The organism is Devosia sp. MC532, from assembly GCF_016461625.1.
Classification (GTDB): Bacteria; Pseudomonadota; Alphaproteobacteria; order Rhizobiales; family Devosiaceae; genus Devosia.
Genome location: NZ_JAEMNZ010000001.1, coordinates 271,118 through 295,950 on the forward strand (window position 1 = coordinate 271,118; position 24,833 = coordinate 295,950).

Here is a 24,833-nt window from a genome sequence, read left to right on the forward strand (position 1 = left end):
GACCATATTTGGAGCGCATCCTGCAAGCGAGGGGGATCGTTCTATGCTTACGCAGGTCGTTATTATCGGCGCCGGCCCAGCTGGCCTCATGCTCGGGCGCCTTTTAGACATAGTGGGCATCGCCAATATTATTCTGGAGCGCAAGACCGCTGATTATGTTTTGGGGAGAATCCGGGCTGGCGTGCTGGAGCAGAGTTCTGTCGATCTGCTCAAGACAGTCGGGGCGGCCGACCGCCTACAAAGAGAGGGCATAGTCCATCACGGCACCACGCTCAGCTACGGCGAAACCCACCATCGCATCGACTTCACCGCGCTCGTCGGACGACATGTGACTGTTTACGGTCAGACCGAAATCACACGCGATCTCATGGCACTACGTCCGCGAGAAACGACAATCTATGAAGCGGAAGACGTTGAACTTCACGATCTAGATGACACCCCGAGTGTCTCGTGGACAGAACACGGCGTGCGCAAGACAGTGGAGTGCGACTTCATCGCGGGCTGCGATGGCTATCACGGCGTAAGCCGAGCAAGTGTGCCGCCGAAAGCGCTCAACGTTTATGAGAAGGTCTACCCCTTTGGCTGGCTGGGCCTACTCTCTGATACGCCCCCTGTCGCGCATGAATTGATCTACGCGCACCACCAACGAGGCTTTGCCCTGTGCTCACAGCGCTCGCCAACCCGGAGTCGCTATTATGTCCAAGTCGACGCCTCGGAAGATGTATCGAATTGGAGCGACGATCGCTTCTGGGATGAACTGCGTTCGCGTCTCTCCCCAGAGATTGCCGAAGAGGTGGTCACAGGGGCCTCACTGGAGAAGTCGATCGCGCAGCTGCGCAGTTTTGTTGTAGAGCCGCTGCGTTTCGGCAAGCTGTTTTTGGCCGGCGACGCAGCCCATATCGTGCCACCCACAGGGGCGAAGGGCCTCAACCTCGCCATGTCCGATGTGGCTCTGTTGGCGGAAGCTCTGACGGAGGCACTTATCGGAAAATCCACGGCAGGCCTCGACCACTATTCACCCCGCGCACTCGCCCATATCTGGAAGGCAGAACGTTTTAGTTGGTGGATGACAAACCTGCTCCATGTCTTCCCACAGCACACCGCGTTTGAGCAGAACATGCAGCGGACGGAGTTCGAATATCTCATTAGCTCCACTCATGCTCAACGCTCGCTAGCTGAGAACTATACGGGCTTAAGGCCTTAGAGTTTCTCATAGAAAAGCCCCGCCAACACGGGCGGGGCTTCATAGTTCATTGCGGCAGATTATTTGCCTTCAGCAGCGATATACGCGCGGGCCTTTTCCACCAGCGCCGGGCCATCAACGCCGATGGCCTCCATTTCCTTGTACCAATCCGCGTAGGTTGGCTCAGCTGCGGCCACCCACTGGGCGGTCTGCTCAGCATCGATCTGAACGATATTGTTGCCAGCCTTGACCGCAAGAGAAAGACCAGTGGCATCGCCATTGTCCATCACACGACCGAACTGGCGGGACAGTTCAAGACCGCTGTGCTCATCGATGATCGCTTTCAAATCATCGGGGAGGTTGTTGTAGCTGTCATGGTTCATGAACATGCCAAATGTCTGGCTGTAGAGACCATAGTCACTGGTAAAACCGGTGTGGTTTTTGACCAGTTCGGCGATGCGCAACGATGGCGTCACTTCCCACGGAACCGTGGTCGCTTCGATCACGCCTTTGGACAGAGCTTCTGGAGTCTGCGTTACCGGCATACCGACCGGCTCTGCACCCAAAAGACGCAACATGTTGGAGATAATACGCGATCCGCCGCGGACCTTCATACCCTTCAAATCTTCCAACGAAGTGATCGGATCGTTGGAGTGGAACAGGCCAGGACCATGGGTGTGCAGCGCCAGAACATGGGTATCGGCGATTTCGTCGGCAGCATTCTCCATCACGTATTTATAGAACGCAGCAGAAGACGCTTCACCTGACGTCAGCATGAACGGCAGCTCGAAGACTTCGGCTTTGGGGAAACGGCCTGGTGTGTAGCCCAGAATAGTCCAGATGATGTCGACGACGCCGTCCTTAGCCTGATCGTACAAGTCGGCAGGAACGCCACCCAACTGCATGGCAGGATAGAGTTCAAAAGCGATACGGCCGCCCGAGGCCTCGCTCACAATCTTGGTCCAAGGTTCGATAGCTTGCGCAGGGATCGTTGCCTGCGCCGGGAGCATCTGGTGAATGCGCAGTGTCACTTCCTGAGCAAAGCTCGTGGATGACATGGCCAGCGCCGCAAGTGCGCCCAGAAGCAGAGTGGTCTTTTTCATAATCTTCCTCCCTTTAAAAGGCCGAGAAATGTCCCGGCTTAAATGCCTGCGTGCCCTTTCCTCCAAGGCCATGCAGGCAAATCGCTAATACACCCACCAAACCAAGCATAAGGTTATGGCAGGGAACGCCACCAGGATTATGGTTCGAACTATGTCGCTGATGACAAAAGGAATAACCCCAGCATAGGTATCTGAGAGCTTGGTCTCTGGGGACATTGAGTTGATGATGAACAGGTTCATGCCCACCGGCGGTGTGATCAGGCCAACCTCTACCGCGATCAAAACAATGATGCCGAACCAGATACCGAACTCATCTGGTGTCATACCGAAATCGAGAACCATCATCATTGGGTAGAGGATCGGAATGGTCAGCAGGATCATGGACAGGGAGTCCATGACGCAGCCCAGGATGAGATAGAACACGAGGACAATCGCCAGCACGACCCAAGGGTTGAACGCCTGTTCGCCAATCCAGTTAGCAGACATCTGTGGCAGCTGTGACAACGCCAGGAAGCTGTTCAGGACCGCCGCGCCAAAAACAATCAAGAAGATCATCGCTGTAGAGGCTGCGGTCGAGAGCAGTGCATCGCGCACATTGGCCCACGTCAGGCTCCGGTTTGCCAGAGCAATCAACCCTGTGCCCGCCGCGCCAATAGCGGCCGCCTCAGTCGGCGTGAAGAGGCCTGTATAAATACCGCCGATAACCAGCGTGAAGACGGCAAGCACCGGCCAAATCTCGAACAGCGCCTTAAAGCGCTCACCGTAGGGCTTACGCTCTAGAGTGGTGCCAGCACCCGGCCGAACGCGAACATAGATCGCAATAACAATGATATAGCCGATCGCAGCAAGTATCCCTGGGATAAAGGCGGCCATGAAGAGCTTGGCAATATTTTGCTCGGTCAACACTGCGAAGATGACCAAGATCACCGAGGGCGGGATCAAAATCCCAAGTGTCCCTCCCGCAGCAACCGTGCCGGTGGCAAGGCTGTCGGAATAGCCATGCTTTTTTAGCTCTGGCAACGCAACGCGCCCCATCGTGGCTGCCGTCGCCAAGGATGAGCCAACAATTGAGCCAAAGCCCGCGCTGGCACCGATGGCAGCCATCGCGACCCCGCCCTTGCGATGGCCGAGCCAAGCTGTTGCAGCCGTGAAGATTTTACTCGACAGCCCACTCAGCGTTGCAAACTGCCCCATCAACAAAAACAGCGGCACAACCGAGAGGCTATGGGACGCAAAAGTGCTGTAGCTGAGCGACTTGAACTGCGACATCACCGGATTGAAGGTCTTGGTCACCATCCAGGAGCCAAAGATACCGACGATCATCATCGCCAAGCCGATGGGGACACGCAGAAAGACGAGAATGAGAACAACGGGGATGCCAAGCAGCCCCAACATGACGTTAAAGCTCAATGTTCGCTCCCCGCGTGCTTTGGCGCAGCACGTCCCGCAATCGCATCGCCAATCGATCGGCCCAGTACGTATGCTGAAACGATCACCATAACGACGGCCCCGATGACGGCTGCCGCATAGGCCCAGCCCATTGAAAGGCCGAGCAGAATGGTCGTTTCGCGATAGTTGAATTTATCCAGCATGCCGAGCCACAGGCGCCAGGCTATGAATGCCGATGCAAGCAGCATCAGAAGATCTGTCACCACCAGGATCCACATATTCGCGCGGTCACCGAAATTGTCGGTGACGAGCGAAACAAGTGCGTGACCACGAGTTAGATGCGCCCAAGGCAAAAACGCGAAAACGGCAAAGCCCATCCCCACCGATATGAGCTCGTAATCGCCAAGAATGGGCTTCATTCCGGCCCAGATAAAGGCACGACCGATAACACTAAAAACAACGATACCGATCATCGCCAGCAGCACGAAGCCACCGAGCAAAGCGGTCCATCGCGCCAGCCCATGCGCGGACCTGCCGAGTAGTGAAGTATCTTGGAACACGGCTCCCCCCTCTTCCAACGATAGCGATTAAACGCCTCAGGCGCGGTAGTGTAAAATGATATAAGATCCCCACATTATAACTACAGAGTTATTACTTTACCGCCCCGCATGTAATTTACATCGATACAACACCAACATCGGCGCGATATATATAACTATTTCAACCAGATTGATAAGCGAGTTGCAGGTCTATAAAAGGCTAAGCTTGACGGACCAGATGTCAACAATGTTATCAAGCATAACAAATGACCGACTTCGCCACAAGCACAGCCCGCATCTTCGGAGCCAGCAATGAACGAGCATGAGGCTCTAACCAACACATCCGACGAAAACCTCCGCACAGAGGCGACGCTGGGTATGATTGGTTACCGTCTGCGCCGAGCACAGCTCAGCGTATTCCAGCAATTCTTGAGCTTCTTCGAGACGCTAAACCTCCGGCCGGCCGAGTATTCTGTTCTTGTGCTCATGGAAGAGAACCCTGGGCGCAAACAAAGTGAGATTGCAGCGGCACTCTCTATCAAGCGCGCCAATTTTGTGGCCCTTGTCGACGGGCTCGAAAAACGCGGATTGATCAGCCGCGAAGTCGTGGCCAATGATCGCCGCGCCAATGCTCTGTATCTGACTGACCAGGGCACCAGATTTTTGGCAGACGCTCGCGACGTCCACGCCAAGCTTGAGGATGACCTCGTCGCCAGGCTTGGCGGGACGGAACAACGTGACACCTTGCTGAGCCTGCTCAAGAAGATCACCTGACAAATACCGGCTGACGCTTTTCGAGGAAGGCGCGCAGCCCCTCCTCCGCATCTGGGCCTGTCTGACTTAGTGCTGCCACAAGGCTTTCGGCATAGAGACCCGCTTCAGGCGGCATGGCTGCGATTTGAGCGATGGCTTGAATGATAAACTGATTGATCGTCGGTGAGTTCTTTACGATCCTCTCCGCCAATTCGAAGGCCTTGGTCAACGCCTGCCCCTCGGGCACACAATGATGGGCCAGCCCCAGCCTTTCCCCCTCAACGCCTGTGTAGCTCCGCCCTGTCAGCATCATCTCCGTCATGCGGTCGGCCCCAATGAGACCAGAGATGCGCACCGAACCGCCGCCGCCAACGAAAATCCCACGCAGGCCTTCAGGCATTTGAAAACGGACCGACTCCTCCGCCACGCGAACGTGGCTGGTCGCGGCAAACTCCAGCCCGCCCCCCATGACGGCTCCAGACATGGCGGCAATCACGGGACGCGGAGATTGCGCAACCAGAGCCATGACCCGATGCCAATTGCGCGAATGCGCCATGACCTCAAGTGGCGCACGAGCGACGTGTTGGGACAGATCTAGTCCCGATGAAAAATGTCCGCCTTCACCAGAAACGATCACCGCTCGCGTTTCATCCCCAAGACTGGAGAAGAATGCGTCGAGCGCTACAATCAGATCGTCGTTTAGGGCATTTCGTTTCTCGGGCCGGTTCAGCGCAATATGCGCTATTGCACCGTGATTTTGTATTTTCAGAACGTCAGACTGGGTCATAGACCAACCTTTCACTGTGGCAGTGAACTGCGCGTCACGCGCAAAAAAAATCAGGAAGACAGGCGCGCGCGCACGTCGTCGGGCAAGGCCGCAGAGCGGATCACGCCGGTCTCATCGCGCTGCACCCACACGCGTTTTTCCCGCGCTTCAATCGCAAGATCGTCGTCACGATAGACGTGGTGCAGCACACCAAAGCTCGATCGTCCGAGCTCAGAGATCGACGTCCGGATCTCGATCTCGTCGCCATATTGCGAGGGGATGAGAAAACGAGAACTCGTGTCGACCATTGGGATGCCGGCGATGCCGTAGTGCGCGACCCACTGGCGCTTGTTCATGCCGAACGCAGCAGACAAGAGCGCAGCCGTCGCATTGTCGAACATGCGGAAGTAGTTTGGGTAATAGACAATCCCGGCTGGATCACAGTCCCCGAACTGAATAAGCACGCGGGTCGAGTTGGAAAACATGGTTCGCCCCTACTTAGCCTGCATCCGCAACGACCCATCAAGGCGAATGACTTCGCCGTTGAGGTAGTCGTTTGCGACAATGGCTGCTGCAAGATCGGCAAACTCCTGGGGCGTTCCCAAGCGTTGCGGGTTGGGAATGGCGGCGGCAAGGCCCTCCTGCACCTCTTGAGGCAATTCTGCCAAAAGCGGCGTCAAAAATAGGCCGGGCGCGATGACCATGACCCGAACTCCGAAGCGGGCCAGTTCGCGCGCGGCAGGCAGGGTCATAGAAACAATGCCACCCTTTGAGGCCGCATAGGCCGCTTGCCCGATTTGACCATCAAAGGCCGCGACAGAGGCGGTTGAGATGATCACGCCGCGCTGCCCGTTTTCATCAGCTTCCGCAGTCGACATCACATGGGCGCAAAGGCGCATCATGTTGAACGAGCCGACGAGATTGACCGAGATAACGCGCTGCAAGGCGGCAAGTTCTGCAGGACCTTCACGTCCCACAATGCGTGCTGCAGTGCCAATACCGGCGCAGTTGACCAAAACGCTAGGTGCGCCAAGCGTTGCAACTGCAGCATTGACGGCCGCTTCCGCGCTGGCGGCATCGGCAACATCGAGCGCGAAAAACGCCCCGTCAATTGCCTTGGCGACGGCCAGACCCTTTTCCGCATCACGATCCAAGACCGCGACACGAGCCCCAAGAGACGCAAAGTGGCGCGCTGTTGCCTCGCCCAAGCCAGAGGCAGCGCCAGTGACAAAAACCGTCTTTCCGTGAACCTGCACCCCTAAGACTCCGTATTCTCAATCAGCAGCGCCATGCCCTGCCCGCCTCCGATACAAGCGGAGGCAATGCCATAGCGTTTGCCACTGCGCTTGAGTTCATTGGCTAGTGTAAGCGCAATTCGGATACCGGTGACACCTAAGGGGTGACCAAGCGCAATTGAGCCGCCGTTGACGTTGAGTTTTTCGATGTCGAGACCGAGTTCTATCGCACAAGCAATGACTTGCGCACCGAAGGCCTCGTTGATCTCGACGAGATCAATTTGTTCGAGCGTTAAGCCAGCCTTGTCCAAAACGGCGCGAATGGCTGGCGCTGGGCCAATGCCCATGTATTGCGGCTGCACGCCAACAGCAGCACTCGCAAGGATACGGGCAAGTGGCTTATGGCCGTTGGCGTTTGCATAGGCCGAATTGGCAACCAGAACGGCTGCGCCGCCGTCGACGATGGCCGAAGAATTGCCTCCAGTTTGAACTCCGCCAAAGGCAGGACGGAGCTTGGCCAGAACATCATAGGGCGACGGGCGGATATGGCTATCGACGGCCACCGTGGTGACGCCACGCGGCAGTTTAATGCCGCGATCTGCCAGGCCCTCAACGGAGAAGATCTCATTTTCAACCGAGACAATTTCCTCAGAGAACACACCAGCAGACTGCGCCTCTAACGCGCGACTAAAACTGCGTTCCGCAAACAAATCAACGTCTTGCCGGATGATATTGTATTGCTTTGCCAGGTTCTCGGCCGTGTCACCCATGTTCACTAAGCCAGCAGGATCGTACAGGGCTTCCATGAGGAAATCGCGGAATTCGACATTGCCGAGCGAGAAGCCATTGCGGTGCGTATAGGCCACAATCGGGTTGCGGCTCATGGACTCACACCCGGCAGCCAGGGTCAGATCCATCCGACCCAGCGAGACAGAGTCCGCCGCTTGGGAAATGACTTCCAGGCCCGTGCCACAGATGCGCTGGACCAGGTGGGCAGGTGCTTCAATTGGCGCCCCCGCGTAGAGGCCAATGTGGCGCGGTGTGCAGTAGGCATCGTAGGACGCTTGGGCCATTGAGCCAGCAATGGTGTGGCCGATATGCTTTGGGTCAACGCCAACCCGCTCTACAGCGGCGCGAGCGGCCTTAATACCAAGATCGATTGGAGATATGTCCGCGAAGGCCCCGCGATAGTCCACAAAGGGCGTGCGCGCGCCGCCGAGCAGCCAGGCATCCTCAAACGTAAAGGCCAATGGTTTGGACATGCCTAGGCTCCCTTTCTGTCAAAGATCATGACTTCTTGCACTGGCTCTTCGGCGTAGAGACGCTGCATTAGCTCGGCACGGTGGGTGCGGACAGCGCGTTGATTTATCGACCCTTTATCGGTGACCTCGCCCTTATCGATGTCAGGGGGATCGCTCAGTAGAATAGCCCGAGCGACGTGATTGGAACTGCCAGTGGCGTTGAGCGCGAGCTCGGATAGCGCTGTCTGAAAGCGCTCAACAACTCGGGCGTGGCCGACGACGAGAGCAGCGTCCGTATCCTCGGCCAAGCCTGCATGGCGGCAACACGCTTGCAGGTCTGGGAAGATCATGGCGCCGATGAAATTCCGATCCAGGCCGGTGACGACCACGTCACGAATGAGCGGGGGGCAGGCGCTGATAACGGCACTGCGAACGGCAGCAAAATTCACCCAAGTGCCTGTCGACAATTTGAAATCCTCGGTCACGCGACCGTCGAAGACGAGGCCCAGATCGAGGTTCAGGGGATCGACGAGTTTGACGGCATCGCCGATACAATAATACCCTTCATCGTCAAAGGCTTCGGCGGTCTTTTCATCATCGCGCCAATAGCCGGGGGTGACATTCGGCCCCTTGATCCGCAGCTCAAGCTTTTCGGCATTACTGACGAGTTTGATCTCCATGCCAGCGGCTGGGAGCCCGATATAACCGGCCTGCTCTACCGGCCAAGTCGTTGTAAATGCGAAAGGAGCTGTTTCGGTGGAGCCGTAGCCGGTGATCATCAACACCCGCTCACCGGTCTCAGCGACCGAGGCTTTGGCGAGGCCATCAAACACGTTTTGCGAGAGCCCCGCCCCGGCATATTGCATAAGCTTGAGATTAGCGAAGAGTTTTTTGCGCGCCAACGGGTTCTCATTAAACGCGGAAACGAGCGCCTCGTAAGCCTTTGGAACATTGGTGAAAAACGTCGGCTGCACCATGCTGAGATTTTCGAGCGTACGCCCGAAGCGCGCCGGCGTGGGTTGACCGTCGTCGATGTAGAATGTGCCGCCATTGTAAAGGGCAATGCCGACATTGTGGCTCCCACCGGCAACGTGGTTCCAAGGCATCCAATCGAGCAAGATGGGCGGCTCGTCTGCCAAAAAAGCTAATGCCTGCAAGATCATCTGCTGATTGCAGGCCATCATCCGGTGGGTCGTGATGACGCCTTTGGGCATGCCGGTTGAGCCGGAGGTGAAGAGGAATTTGGCAATCGTGTCTGGGGTGATCGCTTGGTTCGCTGCGGCAACTGCGGGCGAAACTGGCGTCTGCAGCAGGTCGTCAAACGAATAGCCTGCGCGTGAGCCGATTGGATTTGTGCGCGTGATTACAGGCACTTGACCATCGAAACTGGCTTCGAGTGCAGCACTGAAAGCCGCGCCGTCGCTGGCGTAGATCAGGCCGGGGGTCAGGATTTTGGCGATATGTTTGAGCTTGCCAAAGTCGGTCGAAATCAGGGAATAGGCCGGAGAAATCGGCGCATAGGGAATGCCCACCCACAGGGCGGCCATGCCGAGCAAAAAGTGCTCGATCTCATTGCCGGAGAGGATGATCAGCGGCCGCTCTTGGCTCAGATTTGCATTGAGGAGAGCTTGGGCAAGCGGTTGAATTGTCTCGACAACTTGCGCGAACGTCAGCTTTCGCCACCCCTCACCGGCACGATCAGCGATCAGCACACGATCCGGCGATTTTGCGGCCCAGTACTTGAGCGCGTCGATGATTGAGCGCGGGTATGACCCCAGCGGATCAGCCGAACGAATGACAATGGAGCCGTCGTCGCGGGTCAGCGCCGTAGCGGCCATCGACCCCAATCGCACATGGCGAATTGGTGCTGCCTGAATGTCCATGAGTCCCTCCCTCATACATATTGTTATATTGCATAACTAAATTGTTTCAAGAGGGATTTGATGGGGCACCGATTGGCCTATCGTGGGCACTATGCTGGCACTTTGGGGCGCCAGAATTGGCTTCACAGCGGCACAAAGTGGCGCTTAGGGCCGGTAGCCGACGTCGATAACGCCGCCACCTGAGGTGAAGCGGGAAACGCAGGCGCACATGCGATGCCCTTCCGACTTTTCCTCGGCACTGAAAAACACGTCGCGATGGTCAACTTCGCTCTGGTGCTCAACAATTCGAACAGCGCAGAGACCGCATTCGCCACGCTGGCAGTCGTAAATCATGTCGACGCCGCTTTCGAGCAAAGCCTCCAAGAGAGTCTGATCGGGGCGAACTTTGACGCTCATATCGCGGTTGAGAATGTCGACCTCAAAGCTTTGCTCGGTGAAGAGCCCACTGTCGCCAAAAACTTCGTAGCGCAAGCGACTGATCGGACGACCAGACGCGGCCCAAGCCTGTTTGGCGGCCTCCAGCATGCCGATGGGCCCGCAGAGGTAACACTCGGCATCGGCCGGGAGTTGAGCAAACTCTTCGGCAAAGTCGGCGTGCTGCCCCAAACTATTGTCGCAGAACTGTACGCGTTCGCCGAGGACGGTGAGTAACTCCTCGCGGAATGCCATAAGACCCTGTTCACGGGCGCTGAAAACGACACGAAGAGAGGCGCCGCGCGCCGCGAGGGCTTTGGCCATGCCGTAGATCGGGGTGATGCCAATGCCTCCGGCGATGAGGAGGTAGTGCCTTGCCCGCCAACTCAGTTCGAAGCCGTTCTCAGGAATGGTGAGGCGCGCCGCATCGCCTTCGCTAAAACTCCACATAAAGCGGGACCCGCCCCGGCTTTGCGGGTGAAGTTTGACCGCCACGGCGATGTGGCCCGGACGTGACGGGACCACCGTATAGGTGCGGACGGTGTGTTGACCGTTGATGATGACTTTGATGTTGGTGTGAGAGCCCGGATCAAAGCGCGGTACCCCGCCCTCGACGGCAAATTCGATATAGCGCACATCGTCGGCGATCTGGCGGACCTCGAATACCTTGGCGTTGCGCCACTCAATCTTATTGCGCATTCCCTACCCCACAACCAATGACAGCGCCGGTACGCGGCGGATCAGGCTCCGATCCTGATCGAGAACGAATTCGAGATTTTGCAGAGCCAAGCGTGCGTGTTCACGCGCCATATGTTCGGCCCGAGCCCCCTCGCGCCGCGCGATTGCCTGCACCATGGCGCGATGCTGATCTTGCGCGCCAAAAAGCGACCGGCGGAACGCTGGGACATCGGCTTGTTTGTCGAGAAAGGCGCTCGGCGAGGCGAAAGGCAGGCTGGTGACGCGAGCTATCTCGCGCTGGATCGTCTGGCTCGACAGGGTCCAGAAGAATGCGTGCAGTTGGGCGTTGAGCCCGACATAGGCTTCAAACTCCATCGTCTCGACGCTGGCGCTGAGCGCGGTATCGATGCTGGCGAGAAGGCCATTGAGCACATCGAGTTTTGCGCTCTCGACACCGCGCTCGGCCGCGCGGCGCAAGGCAGTCCCCTCCAGCACGCCCCGTAGCTCTATAGCGTCGACCACGTCCTCCCGGGTAAAACTGCGAACGGCATAGCCACCCGTTGGCTTGAGTTCGACCAGGCCTTCTTGTTCGAGCCGCGCTAAAGCGGCCCGCAAAGGCGTGCGCGAAATACCCAGACGCTCTGCTAGAGCGACTTCAGACAAGCGCTCACCCGACAGGATTTCTCCGCGAATGATCAAATCGCGCACGCCCATGAGGGCGCGCTGCGATTGCATCGCACGATCAGAGGTTTCGGTCATTCTGCGGCCTGCGCCAACGCATTCTCTTCGGCGATCATGCGGTCGATCAGCTTTCGCGCCCACATCGACCCGGCGTCGATGTTGAGATTGTAAATGACGTGATCGGGATTGGCGTCGATGGCCTTTTGCTGGGCTTCGAGAATGATCTCATCCTCGCGGAAAATGGAGGACACGCCTTCGCGCAGATTGTGGGTGCGAGACTGTTCGCCAAGCTTGTAGTTACGGGCAAAGGCCCAGAAATAGTGGCAGGTTTTGCCAGTCTCCGGGGTCATGGTGTTGAGCACGAAACCGTTGACGCCTTGGCTTCGGTCGCCCTTGGGAGCGCCCGTGCCCGTTGGTGCAACGCCAACGTCGATGGCGATGGTCGATGGGGCCTGAAAATTAATGATCTGCCAGCGATCGACATTACCCGGCTTGCCGAGCTGACCGCGCCAGAAGGGCGGCGCGTCAATGTCGATCATCCAGCGGGTGATCGTGGCGGTCGTGTCGCTATGGGTCGCCTCAAACGGCGCTTCGGCAACGGCGCGATTACCGATGGACGATCCGTGGACATAGGTCTCATGCGTCAGGTCCATAAGATTATCGATAACGAGGCGGTAGTCGCATTTCACGTGAATGAGCTTGCCATCGGCAGCCCAATCCGGGTCGTCGTTCCAATGCAGGTCCGGCACCAAAGCCGGATCAGCCAGAGCCGGATCGCCCATCCAAAGCCAGATGAAGCGGTGCTTTTCAACCAGTGGATAGGATTTGACGCAGGCGGACGGATTAATCGTATCCTGCGAGGGCATGTAGACGCAGCGTCCGGTATCGTCGAACTCAAGGCCGTGATAGCCGCAGATGACATTGTCACCGTGCAGCTCGCCCAAAGAGAGTGGCAGCAGGCGATGCCAACAGGCGTCAGCTAGCGCGACGGCTGTGCCGTCTTGCTTGCGATAAAGAACGACCGGCTTGTCGCAGATTTTGCGCGCTAAAAGTCCCCGCTTGACCTCAACATCCCAGGCTGCGGCATACCACGCATTGAGCGGAAATGTTTGAACCGTCATTTTGCCCTCCCCTGCAAACGACAGATACATAATTGTTATGATGTATACATGTCTATCGCTACAAGGAAAGCCTGTTTGAAAGCATACGCCGCACAAAGCCCCACTCGGGAGAGCAAAGCCCTCCCCTCATTGCGCGCGTGCTAGTGGATTAAGCCGCGCAGTTCGTTTTGAATTTCAACAAGTTGCGGAAAGAACTTCGCAACGACTTCAGCATTTTCGTAGTGGAAGGCCGAGACGCCGATATTGATGGCGGCGATAACGACCTTGCGAGAATTGTATACCGGAACGGCGATAGAGCGCAGGCCGATCTCTGTTTCCTGATCGTTGAGCGCGTAGCCCTGCTCCCGGATTTTGGCGAATTCTGCCTGAAGACCCTCAAGGGTCGTGATCGTGTTTTTCGTGCGCGGCTCAAACGGACCTTCGCCGATCAGCGCTGTGAGATCGGAATCTTTAAGCTGCGCCAGCATGGCGCGTCCCATGGAGGTGCAGTGAGCCGGAAGGCGTGAGCCAGCCATGAGCGAGATCGACATGATCTTTCGCTGCGCAGCACGGGCGACATAGACAATTTCGGACCCATCCAAAATTGAGGCGGAGCTGCTTTCGCCAATACGCTCGGAGAGATCATCAAGCATGGGCTGGATGATGCTCGGGATGGGCATGGTGGCAAGGCACGCTGTACCGAGGCGCAGCACGCGCGGCGTCAGCGTGAAATACTTGCCGTCGTAAGTCGCGTATCCCAAGTGGGCCAACGTAAGCAGACAGCGCCGTGCGGTGGCACGATCGAGTCCGCTAGCCGCAGCAACCTCAGAAATAGACTGACGTGGCGTATCCGCCCGGAAGGTTTCTATAGCCAACAAGCCTTTGGCCAAGCCCCCCATTATATCACGCTCCAGCACCGCGAACCCCTTTTGTGCGATAACTCAACAAAGGACACATATCGCACAAATGCAGTTGCGGGAAATCCCCTGAATGACCATTCTCCCGCGCAACAGGAAGGAGCTGTTCATGGATAAGACTATCCCAGCCCTCAGTGCCGCCGTTGCGGACATTGAGGATGGCATGACAGTGATGATTGGTGGTTTCGGTGGCGCAGGCGCGCCAATCGAACTGATCCACGCTTTAATTCAACGCTTTAAGGCAACCGGGCACCCGACCGGACTGACTGTGATCAATAACAATGCGGGCAATGGACAAATCGGCCTGGCTGCCATGATCGCTCTTGGGATGGTGAAGAAACTTATCTGCTCTTTCCCACGTTCTGCTGACCCAAAAGCCTTCACCGAGCGCTATCTGGCTGGTGAAATAGAACTCGAACTGGTGCCGCAAGGAACTCTGGCTGAGCGCATTCGCGCTGGTGGCGCTGGCATTCCGGCATTTTATACGCCCGCGAGCTACGGCACGACCGTTGCCGAAGGCAAGCCGGTCGGCGAATTCGACGGCAAGTGCTATGTGCAGGAACGTTGGCTGAAGGCTGACTTTGCGCTGATCAAGGCGGAAACGGCCGACACACACGGCAACCTCACCTATCGCGCTGCCGCGCGCAACTTCTCGCCGCTGATGGCAACCGCAGGCCGCGTCACCATTGTGCAGGCGACACGTGTGGTTCCCGCCGGTGGGATTGACCCTGAAATCGTCGTGACCCCGGGCATTTTTGTGCAACGCGTTGTCGAAGTGGCGGACCCGCAGCAGGAAGAAACGCTGATGCAGCTGGGAGTGTCACACGTATGAGCAAGCTCACAAACGCACAAATGGCTTGGCGCGCAGCGCAGGACATTGCCGACGGCGCTTATGTCAATCTGGGTATTGGCTTTCCCGAAATGGTGGCGCAGTTCCAGCCTGCTGGCCGTCAGGCAGTGTTCCACACCGAGAACGGCATTCTCAACTTCGGTAGCGCCCCAGCCAAGGGCGAAGAAGATTGGGACATGATCAACGCCGGCAAGAAGGCCGTCACCCTCCTGCCGGGCGCGAGCTTTTTCAACCATTCCGACAGCTTCTCAATGGTGCGTGGCGGGCATTTGGACGTCGCCATTTTGGGCACTTATGAAGTGGCCGAAAATGGTGACCTCGCCAATTGGAGCACGGGCGGTAAGGGCATTCCCGGCATTGGTGGCGCAATGGACCTCGTGCATGGCGCCAAGCGCGTTGCGGTATTGACCGAGCATGTCACCAAAGATGGCAAGCCCAAATTAGTGAAACGCTGCTCCTTGCCGGTTACGGGATTAGGGTGCGTGACGCGCGTGTACACAAGCCTTGCGGTGATCGACATCGAGAACGAGAGATTCGTGCTGCGCGAAAAGCTTGCCTCGATGAGCGTCGAAGAACTGCAAAGCGTCACCGGCGCAGAACTCGTTCTGCCCGCTGACATTCTCGATCTGACTGTGCCGGAGCTATAAATGCGTGAGGCCTTTATCTGCGCTTACAAGCGCACCCCCATCGGCCGCTTTGGCGGCGCACTCTCCGCAGTGCGCCCCGACGATCTGGGCGCCATCCCACTCAAGGCATTGATGGAAGAGCACACTAACGTTGACTGGGAAGCGGTCGACGACGTGATTTTTGGCAATGCCAATCAAGCAGGCGAAGACAACCGCAACGTGGCGCGCATGAGCCTGCTGCTGGCGGGCATGCCGCTTGCGGTGACAGGCACGACCATCAACCGGTTGTGCGGTTCCGGGCTCGATGCGGTTTTGACGGCGGCGCGCGCTATCATCAGCGGCGAGGCCGATCTCATGGTCGCGGGCGGCACGGAATCCATGTCCCGCGCGCCTTTCGTCATGCCCAAGGCTGAGACCGCGTTTTCGCGTCAGGCGGAAATCTATGACACCACCATTGGCTGGCGCTTCATCAATCCGCTGATGAAAGAGCTATATGGCACCGACAGCATGCCGGAAACCGGCGAAAATGTTGCGCGCGACTTCGGCGTGAGCCGTGAGGCACAGGACCAGTTCGCTGTGGCCAGTCAGGCCAAGGCCGCGGCGGCACAGGCGAATGGTCGCTTTGACCGCGAAATCGTGCCGGTGACGATCAAGGGCCGCAAGGGCGATACGGTCGTGAGCCGCGACGAACATCCGCGCGCAGACACAACGATGGAGACACTGCAGAAGCTGCGCCCGCTGTTCCCATCGGGCAGCGTGACCGCTGGCAATGCCTCGGGCGTGAATGATGGCGCAGCAGCGCTGATCATCGCTTCGGCTGACGCGGCCAAAAAGCACGGACTGACGCCAATCGCGCGGATCGTTGGCGGCGCCACTGCTGGTGTTCCGCCACGGGTCATGGGCATTGGCCCAGCTCCAGCGACCCAGAAGCTGCTGAAGCGTTTGGGCCTCGAGGCCGCTGATCTCGATGTGATCGAACTCAATGAAGCCTTCGCGAGCCAGGCCATTGCTGTTCTCAACGAACTTGGCATTTCGCCGGACGATAACCGCGTGAATCCGAATGGCGGCGCGATTGCGCTGGGTCATCCGCTCGGCATGTCGGGAGCGCGGATCATCGGCAGCGCCGCGCTGGAACTCGGCCTTGCCGGTAAAAAGCGAGCGTTGACGACCATGTGCATTGGCGTTGGCCAAGGCATTTCGGCGGTGATCGAAGCCGTCTAAGTCGATATATTGCAGCCCGCGACATCACATCGATGTGGCGGGCTGCGTTTAGGTTTCCCGGAATGCGCGGCTCATGCTGTCGACGATTGGCCGTGACAGATATTCAAAGAAGGTCCGCTGGGCGGTCTGGATCATAACCTCGACGGGCATGCCGGGAGTGGGCACGAAGTTTGGTACCGCTGCAAACTGTTCGGGCGAAATGCTGACACGGGCGACATAGACTTCTTGAGCGCCTTGGGTCGAGTTTTCGAGCATGGAGTCTGCTGAGAGGTAGTCGAGCGTGCCTTCGAGAATTGGCGTCGTCCGCTGATTGAGCGCCGACAGGCGCACGGCGACTTTAACGCCCTGTTTCACTTCATCAATCTTCTGACGCGGAATATAGGTCTCGATGATGAGCGGCACGCCGCTGGGCAGGATTTCCATGATCGGCTTACCGCTTTCCACCACGCCACCGGTGGTGTGGTAATAGGTGCGCACCACGACCCCGGAAACGGGCGAGCGTATGGTAGTGCGTGTCAGCACGCTTCGCGCCTGCCGGATCTGTTCGCGCACACTATCCAGCTCAATCTGCACGTTCTGGATTTCGCTAAGGGCGGTTTGCCGATTGGCGTCACGAACTTGGATCATCTCGCCAGTATAGCGCGATATCTGGGTGTCGATCTCCTGCACTTCGGCCATCAGACGGGAAATGTCGCCGTCTGCATCGGCCACGGCGCGCTGGATCTGGCGGACTTCCGAACGGGTGATGAGGCCCTTATCGAGCAATACTGTTTTGGTCTCCAATTCCGCGGTGAGAAGGTCGCGCTGGGCTTCCATCGATGAGATTTGCCCTCTCTCACCGGTCTGACGATGGGTCAATGCCTCGACATTGCGCGTCAGCAGTGTGAGATCATTGTCGAGTTTTTCCCGCCAAGCCTGGAAATGGGCTTTTTGGCCAACGAGAATCTCCTGCATGGCTGTGGCCCCCTCGCCATAGGCCGCGACCGGAATTTCCGTCATGACTTTACTGTCGGCAACCTGATCGCTGAGGCGCTGGAGGATGGCGCGCAGCCGCATCTCACGCTGCATCAGCTGCTGCATATTGGTGAGAGCGGCTGTGTCATCCAAGGTCATGAGGGTCTGGTTTTCAACGACGGTTTCGCCATCGCGGACGCTCAAACTAGCGATGATCCCGCCTTCAAGATGCTGGATGACCTTGTTCTCGCCTGTGGCCACAAAGGTGCCGGGGGAAATGACCGCCGCCGCCAAAGGGGCAAAGGCCCCCCAAGCCCCAAAGCCACCAAAGGTGACAAGGATAAGGGTGCCGCCAACCAGCACCTGTTTGCGGATGGAGCGCGGAACTTCGCGATACCATTCGACTTCGTGGTAACGGGCTTCGCTGACGGTCATACTGCGTCTCCCAGCGGCACGGCCGTATTGCCGTTCAAGGCACTCTTATTGGCGTTGGACTTTGCGCTGATCTGCGCCATGACCTCATCGCGCTTACCGAACAGGGCGACGCTGCCATTATTGAGCAGCATGATCTTGTCGACGACACTGAGCAAAGATGGACGCTGGGTGATCGTCACGACGGTGATCTTGCGCTTTCTGGCCTCCGTCAGCGCCTTGGCGAGGGCGAGTTCGCCCTGCGTGTCGAGGTTTGAGTTGGGCTCATCCAGAACGACGAGTTTTGGCGAGCCATAGAAAGCGCGGGCCAGCGCGATCAACTGCTTTTGCCCACCCGAAAGCGGCGCGCCATCGGCGGCGACGTAGGTTTCGTAGCCCTGGGGCAGGCTCGAAATCAGCTCGTGAACATTGGCCAGAACAGCGGCATCGAAGATGTCTTTGTCGGTCGCGTCATCGCGCATTCGACCGATATTGGCCTTGATGGAGCCGGGGAAGAGTTGGACGTCCTGGGGCAGATAGCCGACGTTTTCACCGAACTGACGTTGATCCCAATTGCGCAGATCCATCAGGTCCAGCCGGACATTGCCCGAGGTGGGAAGGATCGAGCCGACGAGCATTTTTCCCAGCGTCGTCTTGCCTGCGCCCGAACTTCCAATCAGCGCCAAAGACTCGCCCGGTTGCAGGGAAAAGGAGATGCCATTGAGAATAACGCGCTTGTTTGGCGGCGGTACGAAGAGCACGCGCTCGACATCAAGCTTGCCACTTGGCGAGGGCAGCTGCAGGCGGGCGAAGTTCAATGGCGAAGATTGCAGGAGGCCGCGGATGCGCCCGATAGCGGCGCGGACATGGACGACGTGGTTCCACCCTTCAATAGCCCCTTCAATCGGCGAGAGAGCGCGTCCAGAGATGATCGACGCGGCGATCACCATGCCGCCGGTCATCTGCCCCTCCAGCGCCAAGAAGGCGCCCCACCCTAAAAGTCCCACTTGAGTACACAGCCGTACGAGCTTGGAAATACTAGAGAAAAACGTATTCATGTCCTGCGCACGCACTTGCGCTTTAAGCGACCCGGCAGTGTCTTTACCCCAGATGCGCACGGCCTCGGGGATCATCGCCAAAGCGTTGATGATCTGAGCATTGCGAGACATGGAGTCGAGATGCGCATTGGCTCGATAGAGGAAGGCATTGGCCTCACCGAAGGATTTGGCCGTGGCGCGCTGGTTGAGCAAGGCCACCACCAGCAGCACCAAGCTGGCGCCCACAATGATGACCCCGAGCGTTGGGTGAATAAGATAGACCACCACAATAAAGAGCGGCGCGAGCGGCGCGTCGAGAAGCGCCAGCAGCGTGCCTGAGGTGATGAACGAGCGAACCTGCTGCAAATCTGACAACACCTGATATTCCCGGCCATTACCCCCGAGCGAGGCGCGCGCTGCAGCGCTCAAGACCGGAGCGCCCAATTGCACCTCAGCCTCTACGGCCGTTCGCATGAGGATGATGCGCCGGGTGCCATCCAGAAAGACTTGTAAGAAGACAGCCCCGAGCACGAATATGGTGAGCATCGCCAGCGTGTCGAGAGAGCGGCTTGTGAGGACGCGGTCTGACATCTGGAAGAGATAGATGGGGATCGCCAGAACGAGGATGTTGATGAAGATTGTGAAGACGAAAACCAACACAAGATTGCGTTTGATGGTCGATAAGGCGCTCCGATAGCTGTCAGCAAAGCTGATCGGTTTCATGCGCTTATGGAAATTTCCGCCGCCATTGTCATTGGTTGCAGGCTTGTCGATTGTTACCGGGCGCTGCTCGTCCTCGTCCTGGCCATCGGTTTCAGGATCGGCGAGGATTGGCCCGCGCTCCATGTCGATGGTTGGCCCTAACGGCCGTGATCTGCCAATTTCTTCGGTAGGACGAACCGGGGCGCTGCCGTTGCCCAGAGCGCCGGATACCGCACCGTAAAGCTTGGTATCAATATCGTCTCCCGCGCGAGCAGCGCGTGGATCGCCTTCCGTGATCATCCCTTCCAATGAGCGTGTAGCGCGATCGACCTGATCGAGAAAATCTCCGGCCGTCCTCGTTTGAGGGCCATAAGATTGATCTGGGCGCCCATTGCCTCGGTCGTTTGTGCCGTCCCCCACGAGAGGTCTCCCTTACACCAGCATCGACTGCATTGCGTCGAGCGAGGCGTCATGGTGTGTCGGTGCGGCGATTACGCCGTCGCTGTCCCCACAGTCGTCCCCCTCATCTGCGCCTAAGAATGCGATTGCCTCGGTGACCAAGACGTCAGGATCAAAACGCCCGCCGTCGCCACAGGAGAGAATATCCGCCTGGATGAGGATCGCGTCCGAATAGACGACACCATCGACATAGGCGCCGGTTCCCAAGGTGTCCACATCAACAATTGCGGCCAGATTGATCAGAGCATTGCTGCCGGTGGTTACCTGCCAATTTGCGGTTTGATCATCCAATATCGCCGCCTGAGCGATGGCCACTTGGTCAGCATCGCCGAGCACATTGAGCTGGCGCACATAGTGCAGATCAAAAATGCTCCCGGTTACGATCAGAACCGATAGGCCGGACATTCCGGCATAATCCGCATCACTGAGAAAACCTGAAGGCATGGCGGGTCGGTCGCCATCTTCAGCGTCCTCAAGAGCTTGTTGGTAATGGGACGGCAGGCCTAAGGCCCACTCGCCCGCACCGATGTTGGAAATCGACGCGCCATTGTAGAGCAGGTTTCCTCCGGTGCTGACCGAGCCCGCATAGCCATCACCGGAGATAAAATCATCGTCCAGCAGCACATTGGATTGCACGATAAAGTTGGCGTCGTAGAGAGTGCCACCGATGATGATGAGATCGTAATACGTCCCCAGCGCGCTGAACGAGGTGATGTTCTGCGCCAGATTGGCACCAGTCACGAAGTTAGACTGGGAGCCGGTGCTGTTGAGCACGTGGATATCGTTGTCGTAGATGAAGGTGGCTTGAACCAGCCATTGGGCAAAAACCAGATCACCTTGGACGACCGTCACGCTCCAATTGGAAGGACCTGCTTCAGTGTCGCCGGAGCGCGTGCTGCTAGCAATGTCGAGTTGGGAATGGGTGAAGGTCGCGACGTTTAGCGCCATGGTGGGCGGGGCCACGGAGGCGGCAATTTCACCCACGAGGGTGTCTTGGTCGCTCACGCAATTGGATTGCACGATGACGTCAAGCTGACGAACATCGCCCTGAACACCGATGACACCGGTGAGCATGCCAGAATTGCTCAACTGGGCGACGTTGACGAGCAAGTTGCCGCCCGCCATCAGATCAAGGCTCGCTTCCGCTCCGGAGGAAGCCTCCTGCTGCACGGTTTCCTCTGCGGGCTCCGGCGTATCTTGGGGCTGAAACGGTTCGGGCAAGAGATCATCAAGAAGCGGAGCCTCTTCGGCCATCTCGCCATTGACGTAGATGCCGGAGAGCGTATCGCCAGAGGCAACAAGGTGATCCGGAGCAAAATCGTCGGCAGCAATGGTCTGCTGCACGGCAATGACAAAATCTCCCATCGAGGAGACGTCGGACGGCACATCGAGGGCGCTGAACGGATTAACAGCGACTGTGTCCGCGAGCATTTCAGCAAGTCGTGGCGTTACGGTCAGATCAACCAAGGGACGGTCAGCGCCGCCGAGATCTAAGACGTCATTGTCTTCGAGGAAAATCTGCTGCTTGACGACGAAGAGGACTTCACCCGGATCAGGACCGAGGTCTGGACCCGCTTCCCGGTGAACATAGCCAATCACCCCGCTGGGCAAGGATTTGTGTGAGGGTTCACTATCGTCCTGTTCCGCAGGACGCTTGGCAGGCTTGGGCTCGAGTTTGATCCGCGCGGGATCAATGGGTGAATGACCATAGAACTCATAGGGGTGCGGCGTGTGCTCAACACCAGGTTGGAAATACTTGATAGCATGGGGCTGGATGACATCGAGCTCGTGGAGGCGTAGCGCCTCCTCATCCGGCACTTCATTTTCGCGATAGCGAAAAGTCAGTAGCTCGTGCCGTAAGCGTGCTGTCTCCTCGGAGAATTCCCAGTGACCAATGAAGTGCGCGATGATTTCGTCGTATGGCGGGAGGTAAGCGTACATGAGCGTGGCCCTTCCCTGCGCAGGCATTCAACGCAGGTCGACCTGCGCTTGCGCGCAGGTCGTAAGTACTGAACGGGGTGAATTACGCTTCGGCGTCGTCGCCACCAACGCTCGTATAGTTGTTGTTTCCACCAACTACGGAGACGTCGACCGCATTCTGCTGCAGGTTCGCACCAAGGACGATTTCCTGCGTGAATGCTGTGGAGCTTAGCGACGATGCAGCACTGGAGGCTGCCGATGCTGCGATATCGTCGCCAGCATCGATAGACCAGCCGTCTTTGCCGTCTGCATCACCGATACCGAAGCCGTCACCTGTGCTGGAGTCACCACCGGCGCTATCCCAAGTCATATCGAAGGTGCCGCCGTTATTCTGCTGCACATTGCTCAGGTTGTCATTGTCGACCAGATCGGCGATCTGATTGACCGCAAATGCGGTGTTGTGGTCACCAGTCCCGAAGGCATTGTTGAAGATGTTTTCGAAGTTAACATCGTCACCGGGATCGAAGGAGATATCGCCACCACCATTGGTCATGAAGATATTGTCGAAGTCGACGTCCTTCATATCGATGTCAGCAAAATCAGCGTCGTCAGGGACACGTGGTGTGTCCAGATCGAGGTCCACATCGACATTGACGTTCACATCAGTGGTCGATGTGTTTTCGTTGACGTTGACGTTTTCGTTGCTGCTGCCGTTCAGGTTCACATTGCCATTGAGATTGCCGTTAAGGTTCTCACTGGACGAATGCTGCCACTGGCCCTGGTCCTGATCCTGCTTCTGGTCTTGATCCTGGTCTTGTTTCTGATCCTGATCTTGATCCTGTTTCTGATCTTGGTCCTGAGCTTGGGCTTCTAGCTGCGCCTGCAGCTGGGCTTGCAACTCGGCCTGCACCTGTGACTGGTCCTGGGAGGGGTCGATGGTGCTTGGAGTGTGGTGATTGTTGTTGTTTCTATTAGATCTAGTCATTTCTCGCTCCACGAGAATAACACTGTGGCGAGACCCAACTCATTTCCAAAGGGTCCATAGTCACGGTGTTGGTGACCGGCTCTGAATCAGGCACACCACAATAGGCTCTGCGAAATGATCGCAGATGGCGTAGCGTTATGTACATGAACTCAACCGAGGGCAGTAAGACGATCTCGGACAACTATCCTGAGCGTCGGTAAGACAAGCTCACCATTCCGAGGCCCACCCGGAACATCACCGTTGGAGCATCGATTTCGGGCTAGAGTTAAGACGATCTTTAAGACTAGCTAGAACGGGCTATACGGATTTTTACGAAACTATTACGGCGCAAAGACTTGGGTTTCGAAACTGCTTCCCAAAGACTGCCAGGACAAATATTTTACCCAATAAGACTATATTCCTCGCAAATCCTTGTAGCTATAGTCACCCCCAAGTCTAGATACGGAAATCTCCCTAGTGCAGGGCGACATGCAAGACTGGATTGGAGGGTACCAGTGTCACTGCTTGGAGACGTCTTTCCCAATGTCGGGGCGTTAGGCCCCGCGCCTACCTCAGGCATGGTCGAAAACACGATCATATTGGGGGTAGAAGAGGATGCGCTATTTCAGGGACTAGCCCATGCGATGAGCTTGGCATTCCCCAATTACACAGCGCGCTTTGACGATAAATTGGACGCTCCCCACGCGCCCTCGCTTATTCTTTTGCCGGCCGACAAATCCGATGATCTGCTTTCGACGCTGGCCGCGCTCAAAGAGAAATATCCCGCCTCGATCATTGGAGTCGTGGTTGTAAACGGCAAGTCTTGCGACGAAAAAGTACTGAGCGCAGCGGCGGCACAAAACCTCGCCCATGGTGTCTTGCCCATCAGCCTGTCGCTGCGCGTTTGGCTCGCCGCTGTCTGGCTGCTGCTCAACGGCGGGCGCTATCTTCCGCCCAGCCTTTGGACGCACGCAACCGAACCCAGCTTTAGTGGACTGGACACACCGGTGCTCACGCAAGCGCCCAGTTCAATTCTCTCCCCCGCCCTGAATATCGCCCCGAACCACCTCGAAAATCTGACGATCCGTGAACGCGAAGTCCTCCGGCTTTTATCGAAGGGATTTCAAAACAAGATCATCGCCGCACGCCTAGACCTGTCGGAACACACGATCAAGATCCACGTCCACAACATCATCCGCAAGCTTGGCGTTCACAACCGAACCCAAGTGGCTTGGCTGTTCCGAAACCGATCCGACGACCCAGAGTAGGCATCACCTCAGAAGGGAAACTGCATCATGAGCACTCTCGAGAGTGCCTTACAGCGCGTCGGTCGCCTGAACTATGTCTGGACCAATACCGAGAGCCTGTTCATCTACCTGATCGCCCATCTGCTTGGCGCATCGAAGGACGGTGCGATCATTGTCTTTCTGACACTCAACACGACGCGGGCGCGGCTCGACCTCCTGCAGCGCTTGGCCAAACTCCCCGCAGTCGATCCGGATGACCGGCAGGCTGTGCTGTCCATCACAGATCGCCTGGGAAAAGAAAGCGCGCTTCGCAACAAGTTCAACCACTGCATCTACTCTTTCGATCGAGATGGCGCGATCACCACGCAGCTGATGCGCATTTCCGATCTCCATGACGATATTCGCTATGGGAAAACAGAGGCTTTGGATGACGCCGAGCTCAAGCGCATCGACGCGGCCATAACCAGAATTGTGGCGGTCAACAAGGCGATCTTGGCCTTCATCCAAGCCAAAGGGATTAGCTACTGACCCCGCAGCGGGCATACCCCCATCGGACTAGC

The 24,833-nt window shown here is 57.4% G+C and carries 23 protein-coding genes; 7 read left to right on the top strand and 16 right to left on the bottom strand.

The genetic code is table 11. The features are described 5' to 3' along the window. The first annotated feature begins 43 nt into the window (after positions 1-43). Positions 44-1,204, top strand: coding sequence for a 4-hydroxybenzoate 3-monooxygenase (pobA, locus tag JHC09_RS01245; RefSeq protein WP_199530498.1), 1,161 nt, complete (start codon positions 44-46; stop codon positions 1,202-1,204). Positions 1,205-1,263: 59 nt separating this feature from the next. On the opposite strand, the gene JHC09_RS01250 is transcribed toward pobA, so the two are convergent. The 3 genes from JHC09_RS01250 to JHC09_RS01260 form a co-directional block, all read right to left on the bottom strand. Continuing rightward, on the bottom strand, positions 1,264-2,286 hold the full coding sequence (locus tag JHC09_RS01250) for a TRAP transporter substrate-binding protein (RefSeq protein ID WP_169194006.1): 1,023 nt from the start codon (positions 2,284-2,286) through the stop codon (positions 1,264-1,266). 84 nt (positions 2,287-2,370) lie between these two features. Then, positions 2,371-3,681 (bottom strand): TRAP transporter large permease, encoded by a 1,311-nt coding sequence (locus JHC09_RS01255; protein ID WP_199530747.1) that lies wholly within the window; start codon positions 3,679-3,681, stop codon positions 2,371-2,373. An 11-nt stretch (positions 3,682-3,692) separates the two neighbouring features. Further along, complete coding sequence (locus JHC09_RS01260) at positions 3,693-4,235, bottom strand: TRAP transporter small permease (RefSeq protein ID WP_169194007.1); 543 nt, start codon at positions 4,233-4,235, stop codon at positions 3,693-3,695. 291 nt (positions 4,236-4,526) lie between these two features. Between JHC09_RS01260 and JHC09_RS01265 the strand changes: the two genes are divergently transcribed. Then, entirely contained in the window at positions 4,527-4,988 is a 462-nt protein-coding gene (locus JHC09_RS01265) for a MarR family transcriptional regulator (protein WP_199530499.1), read from the top strand. Here the strand turns inward: JHC09_RS01265 and JHC09_RS01270 are convergent. From JHC09_RS01270 to JHC09_RS01310, 9 genes are all read right to left on the bottom strand, one after another. Continuing rightward, positions 4,981-5,754 (bottom strand): crotonase/enoyl-CoA hydratase family protein, encoded by a 774-nt coding sequence (locus JHC09_RS01270; RefSeq protein ID WP_199530500.1) that lies wholly within the window; start codon positions 5,752-5,754, stop codon positions 4,981-4,983. The two genes, JHC09_RS01265 and JHC09_RS01270, sit on opposite strands and share 8 nt — an antisense overlap. A 50-nt stretch (positions 5,755-5,804) precedes the next feature. Continuing rightward, positions 5,805-6,218 carry a thioesterase family protein gene (locus tag JHC09_RS01275; RefSeq protein ID WP_199530501.1) on the bottom strand — a complete coding sequence of 138 codons (414 nt, stop codon included), beginning with the start codon at positions 6,216-6,218 and terminating at the stop codon, positions 5,805-5,807. 9 nt (positions 6,219-6,227) lie between these two features. Further along, positions 6,228-6,989, bottom strand: a complete 762-nt coding sequence (locus tag JHC09_RS01280) for an SDR family NAD(P)-dependent oxidoreductase (RefSeq protein WP_199530502.1) — start codon at positions 6,987-6,989, stop codon at positions 6,228-6,230. A 2-nt stretch (positions 6,990-6,991) separates the two neighbouring features. Then, positions 6,992-8,230 carry a thiolase family protein gene (locus JHC09_RS01285; RefSeq protein WP_199530503.1) on the bottom strand — a complete coding sequence of 413 codons (1,239 nt, stop codon included), beginning with the start codon at positions 8,228-8,230 and terminating at the stop codon, positions 6,992-6,994. Between the two features lie 2 nt (positions 8,231-8,232). Beyond that, a complete protein-coding gene (locus JHC09_RS01290) occupies positions 8,233-10,092 on the bottom strand; it encodes a feruloyl-CoA synthase (protein WP_199530504.1) in 1,860 nt (619 codons plus the stop codon). 144 nt (positions 10,093-10,236) lie between these two features. After that, a complete protein-coding gene (locus tag JHC09_RS01295; RefSeq protein ID WP_199530505.1) occupies positions 10,237-11,205 on the bottom strand; it encodes a PDR/VanB family oxidoreductase in 969 nt (322 codons plus the stop codon). A gap of 3 nt (positions 11,206-11,208) precedes the next feature. Further along, positions 11,209-11,943: a GntR family transcriptional regulator gene (locus tag JHC09_RS01300; RefSeq protein ID WP_199530506.1), complete on the bottom strand. Its 735-nt coding sequence runs from the start codon at positions 11,941-11,943 to the stop codon at positions 11,209-11,211. Next, on the bottom strand, positions 11,940-12,986 hold the full coding sequence (locus tag JHC09_RS01305; protein ID WP_199530507.1) for an aromatic ring-hydroxylating dioxygenase subunit alpha: 1,047 nt from the start codon (positions 12,984-12,986) through the stop codon (positions 11,940-11,942). The genes JHC09_RS01300 and JHC09_RS01305 overlap by 4 nt, the downstream gene beginning before the upstream one ends. Positions 12,987-13,126: 140 nt before the next feature. Further along, positions 13,127-13,882, bottom strand: a complete 756-nt coding sequence (locus JHC09_RS01310) for an IclR family transcriptional regulator C-terminal domain-containing protein (protein ID WP_199530508.1) — start codon at positions 13,880-13,882, stop codon at positions 13,127-13,129. 109 nt (positions 13,883-13,991) lie between these two features. Between JHC09_RS01310 and JHC09_RS01315 the strand changes: the two genes are divergently transcribed. Genes JHC09_RS01315 through pcaF form a run of 3 tightly spaced genes read left to right on the top strand, consistent with a single transcriptional unit; the run spans position 13,992 to position 16,579 of the window. Then, positions 13,992-14,714 carry a 3-oxoacid CoA-transferase subunit A gene (locus JHC09_RS01315; protein ID WP_199530509.1) on the top strand — a complete coding sequence of 241 codons (723 nt, stop codon included), beginning with the start codon at positions 13,992-13,994 and terminating at the stop codon, positions 14,712-14,714. Then, positions 14,711-15,379 (top strand): 3-oxoacid CoA-transferase subunit B, encoded by a 669-nt coding sequence (locus tag JHC09_RS01320; RefSeq protein ID WP_169194018.1) that lies wholly within the window; start codon positions 14,711-14,713, stop codon positions 15,377-15,379. The genes JHC09_RS01315 and JHC09_RS01320 overlap by 4 nt, the downstream gene beginning before the upstream one ends. Next, complete coding sequence (gene pcaF / locus JHC09_RS01325) at positions 15,380-16,579, top strand: 3-oxoadipyl-CoA thiolase (RefSeq protein ID WP_199530510.1); 1,200 nt, start codon at positions 15,380-15,382, stop codon at positions 16,577-16,579. 48 nt (positions 16,580-16,627) lie between these two features. On the opposite strand, the gene JHC09_RS01330 is transcribed toward pcaF, so the two are convergent. From JHC09_RS01330 to JHC09_RS01345, 4 genes are all read right to left on the bottom strand, one after another. Continuing rightward, the gene (locus JHC09_RS01330; RefSeq protein WP_199530511.1) at positions 16,628-17,968 is read right to left on the bottom strand and encodes an HlyD family type I secretion periplasmic adaptor subunit; all 1,341 of its coding nucleotides are present in this window, start codon (positions 17,966-17,968) and stop codon (positions 16,628-16,630) included. Then, positions 17,965-20,103, bottom strand: a complete 2,139-nt coding sequence (locus tag JHC09_RS01335; protein WP_349236493.1) for a type I secretion system permease/ATPase — start codon at positions 20,101-20,103, stop codon at positions 17,965-17,967. Before JHC09_RS01335 ends, JHC09_RS01330 begins: the two co-directional genes overlap by 4 nt. 12 nt (positions 20,104-20,115) lie before the next feature. Then, complete coding sequence (locus JHC09_RS01340) at positions 20,116-22,083, bottom strand: hypothetical protein (RefSeq protein WP_199530512.1); 1,968 nt, start codon at positions 22,081-22,083, stop codon at positions 20,116-20,118. An 82-nt stretch (positions 22,084-22,165) separates the two neighbouring features. Then, positions 22,166-23,047: a hypothetical protein gene (locus JHC09_RS01345; protein WP_182395628.1), complete on the bottom strand. Its 882-nt coding sequence runs from the start codon at positions 23,045-23,047 to the stop codon at positions 22,166-22,168. Positions 23,048-23,541: 494 nt separating this feature from the next. Here JHC09_RS01345 and JHC09_RS01350 point away from each other — a divergent pair, with 494 nt between their 5' ends. Both JHC09_RS01350 and JHC09_RS01355 read left to right on the top strand, forming a co-directional pair. Continuing rightward, positions 23,542-24,294 (top strand): response regulator transcription factor, encoded by a 753-nt coding sequence (locus JHC09_RS01350; RefSeq protein ID WP_182395626.1) that lies wholly within the window; start codon positions 23,542-23,544, stop codon positions 24,292-24,294. A gap of 27 nt (positions 24,295-24,321) precedes the next feature. Further along, a complete protein-coding gene (locus tag JHC09_RS01355; RefSeq protein WP_182395625.1) occupies positions 24,322-24,801 on the top strand; it encodes a hypothetical protein in 480 nt (159 codons plus the stop codon). Positions 24,802-24,833: the final 32 nt, after the last annotated feature.

Excerpts from the sequence above, each read along its gene's own strand:
- JHC09_RS01275 (WP_199530501.1), bottom strand. The coding sequence starts at position 6,218 with ATGTTTTCCAACTCGACCCGCGTGCTTATTCAGTTCGGGGACTGTGAT.
- JHC09_RS01285 (WP_199530503.1), bottom strand. The coding sequence starts at position 8,230 with ATGTCCAAACCATTGGCCTTTACGTTTGAGGATGCCTGGCTGCTCGGC.
- JHC09_RS01270 (WP_199530500.1), bottom strand. The coding sequence starts at position 5,754 with ATGACCCAGTCTGACGTTCTGAAAATACAAAATCACGGTGCAATAGCG.
- JHC09_RS01295 (WP_199530505.1), bottom strand. The coding sequence starts at position 11,205 with ATGCGCAATAAGATTGAGTGGCGCAACGCCAAGGTATTCGAGGTCCGC.
- JHC09_RS01305 (WP_199530507.1), bottom strand. The coding sequence starts at position 12,986 with ATGACGGTTCAAACATTTCCGCTCAATGCGTGGTATGCCGCAGCCTGG.
- JHC09_RS01255 (WP_199530747.1), bottom strand. The coding sequence starts at position 3,681 with ATGTTGGGGCTGCTTGGCATCCCCGTTGTTCTCATTCTCGTCTTTCTG.
- JHC09_RS01320 (WP_169194018.1), top strand. The coding sequence starts at position 14,711 with ATGAGCAAGCTCACAAACGCACAAATGGCTTGGCGCGCAGCGCAGGAC.
- JHC09_RS01330 (WP_199530511.1), bottom strand. The coding sequence starts at position 17,968 with ATGACCGTCAGCGAAGCCCGTTACCACGAAGTCGAATGGTATCGCGAA.
- pcaF (WP_199530510.1), top strand. The coding sequence starts at position 15,380 with ATGCGTGAGGCCTTTATCTGCGCTTACAAGCGCACCCCCATCGGCCGC.
- JHC09_RS01315 (WP_199530509.1), top strand. The coding sequence starts at position 13,992 with ATGGATAAGACTATCCCAGCCCTCAGTGCCGCCGTTGCGGACATTGAG.
- JHC09_RS01345 (WP_182395628.1), bottom strand. The coding sequence starts at position 23,047 with ATGACTAGATCTAATAGAAACAACAACAATCACCACACTCCAAGCACC.
- JHC09_RS01355 (WP_182395625.1), top strand. The coding sequence starts at position 24,322 with ATGAGCACTCTCGAGAGTGCCTTACAGCGCGTCGGTCGCCTGAACTAT.
- JHC09_RS01290 (WP_199530504.1), bottom strand. The coding sequence starts at position 10,092 with ATGGACATTCAGGCAGCACCAATTCGCCATGTGCGATTGGGGTCGATG.
- JHC09_RS01340 (WP_199530512.1), bottom strand. The coding sequence starts at position 22,083 with ATGTACGCTTACCTCCCGCCATACGACGAAATCATCGCGCACTTCATT.
- JHC09_RS01300 (WP_199530506.1), bottom strand. The coding sequence starts at position 11,943 with ATGACCGAAACCTCTGATCGTGCGATGCAATCGCAGCGCGCCCTCATG.
- JHC09_RS01265 (WP_199530499.1), top strand. The coding sequence starts at position 4,527 with ATGAACGAGCATGAGGCTCTAACCAACACATCCGACGAAAACCTCCGC.
- JHC09_RS01250 (WP_169194006.1), bottom strand. The coding sequence starts at position 2,286 with ATGAAAAAGACCACTCTGCTTCTGGGCGCACTTGCGGCGCTGGCCATG.
- pobA (WP_199530498.1), top strand. The coding sequence starts at position 44 with ATGCTTACGCAGGTCGTTATTATCGGCGCCGGCCCAGCTGGCCTCATG.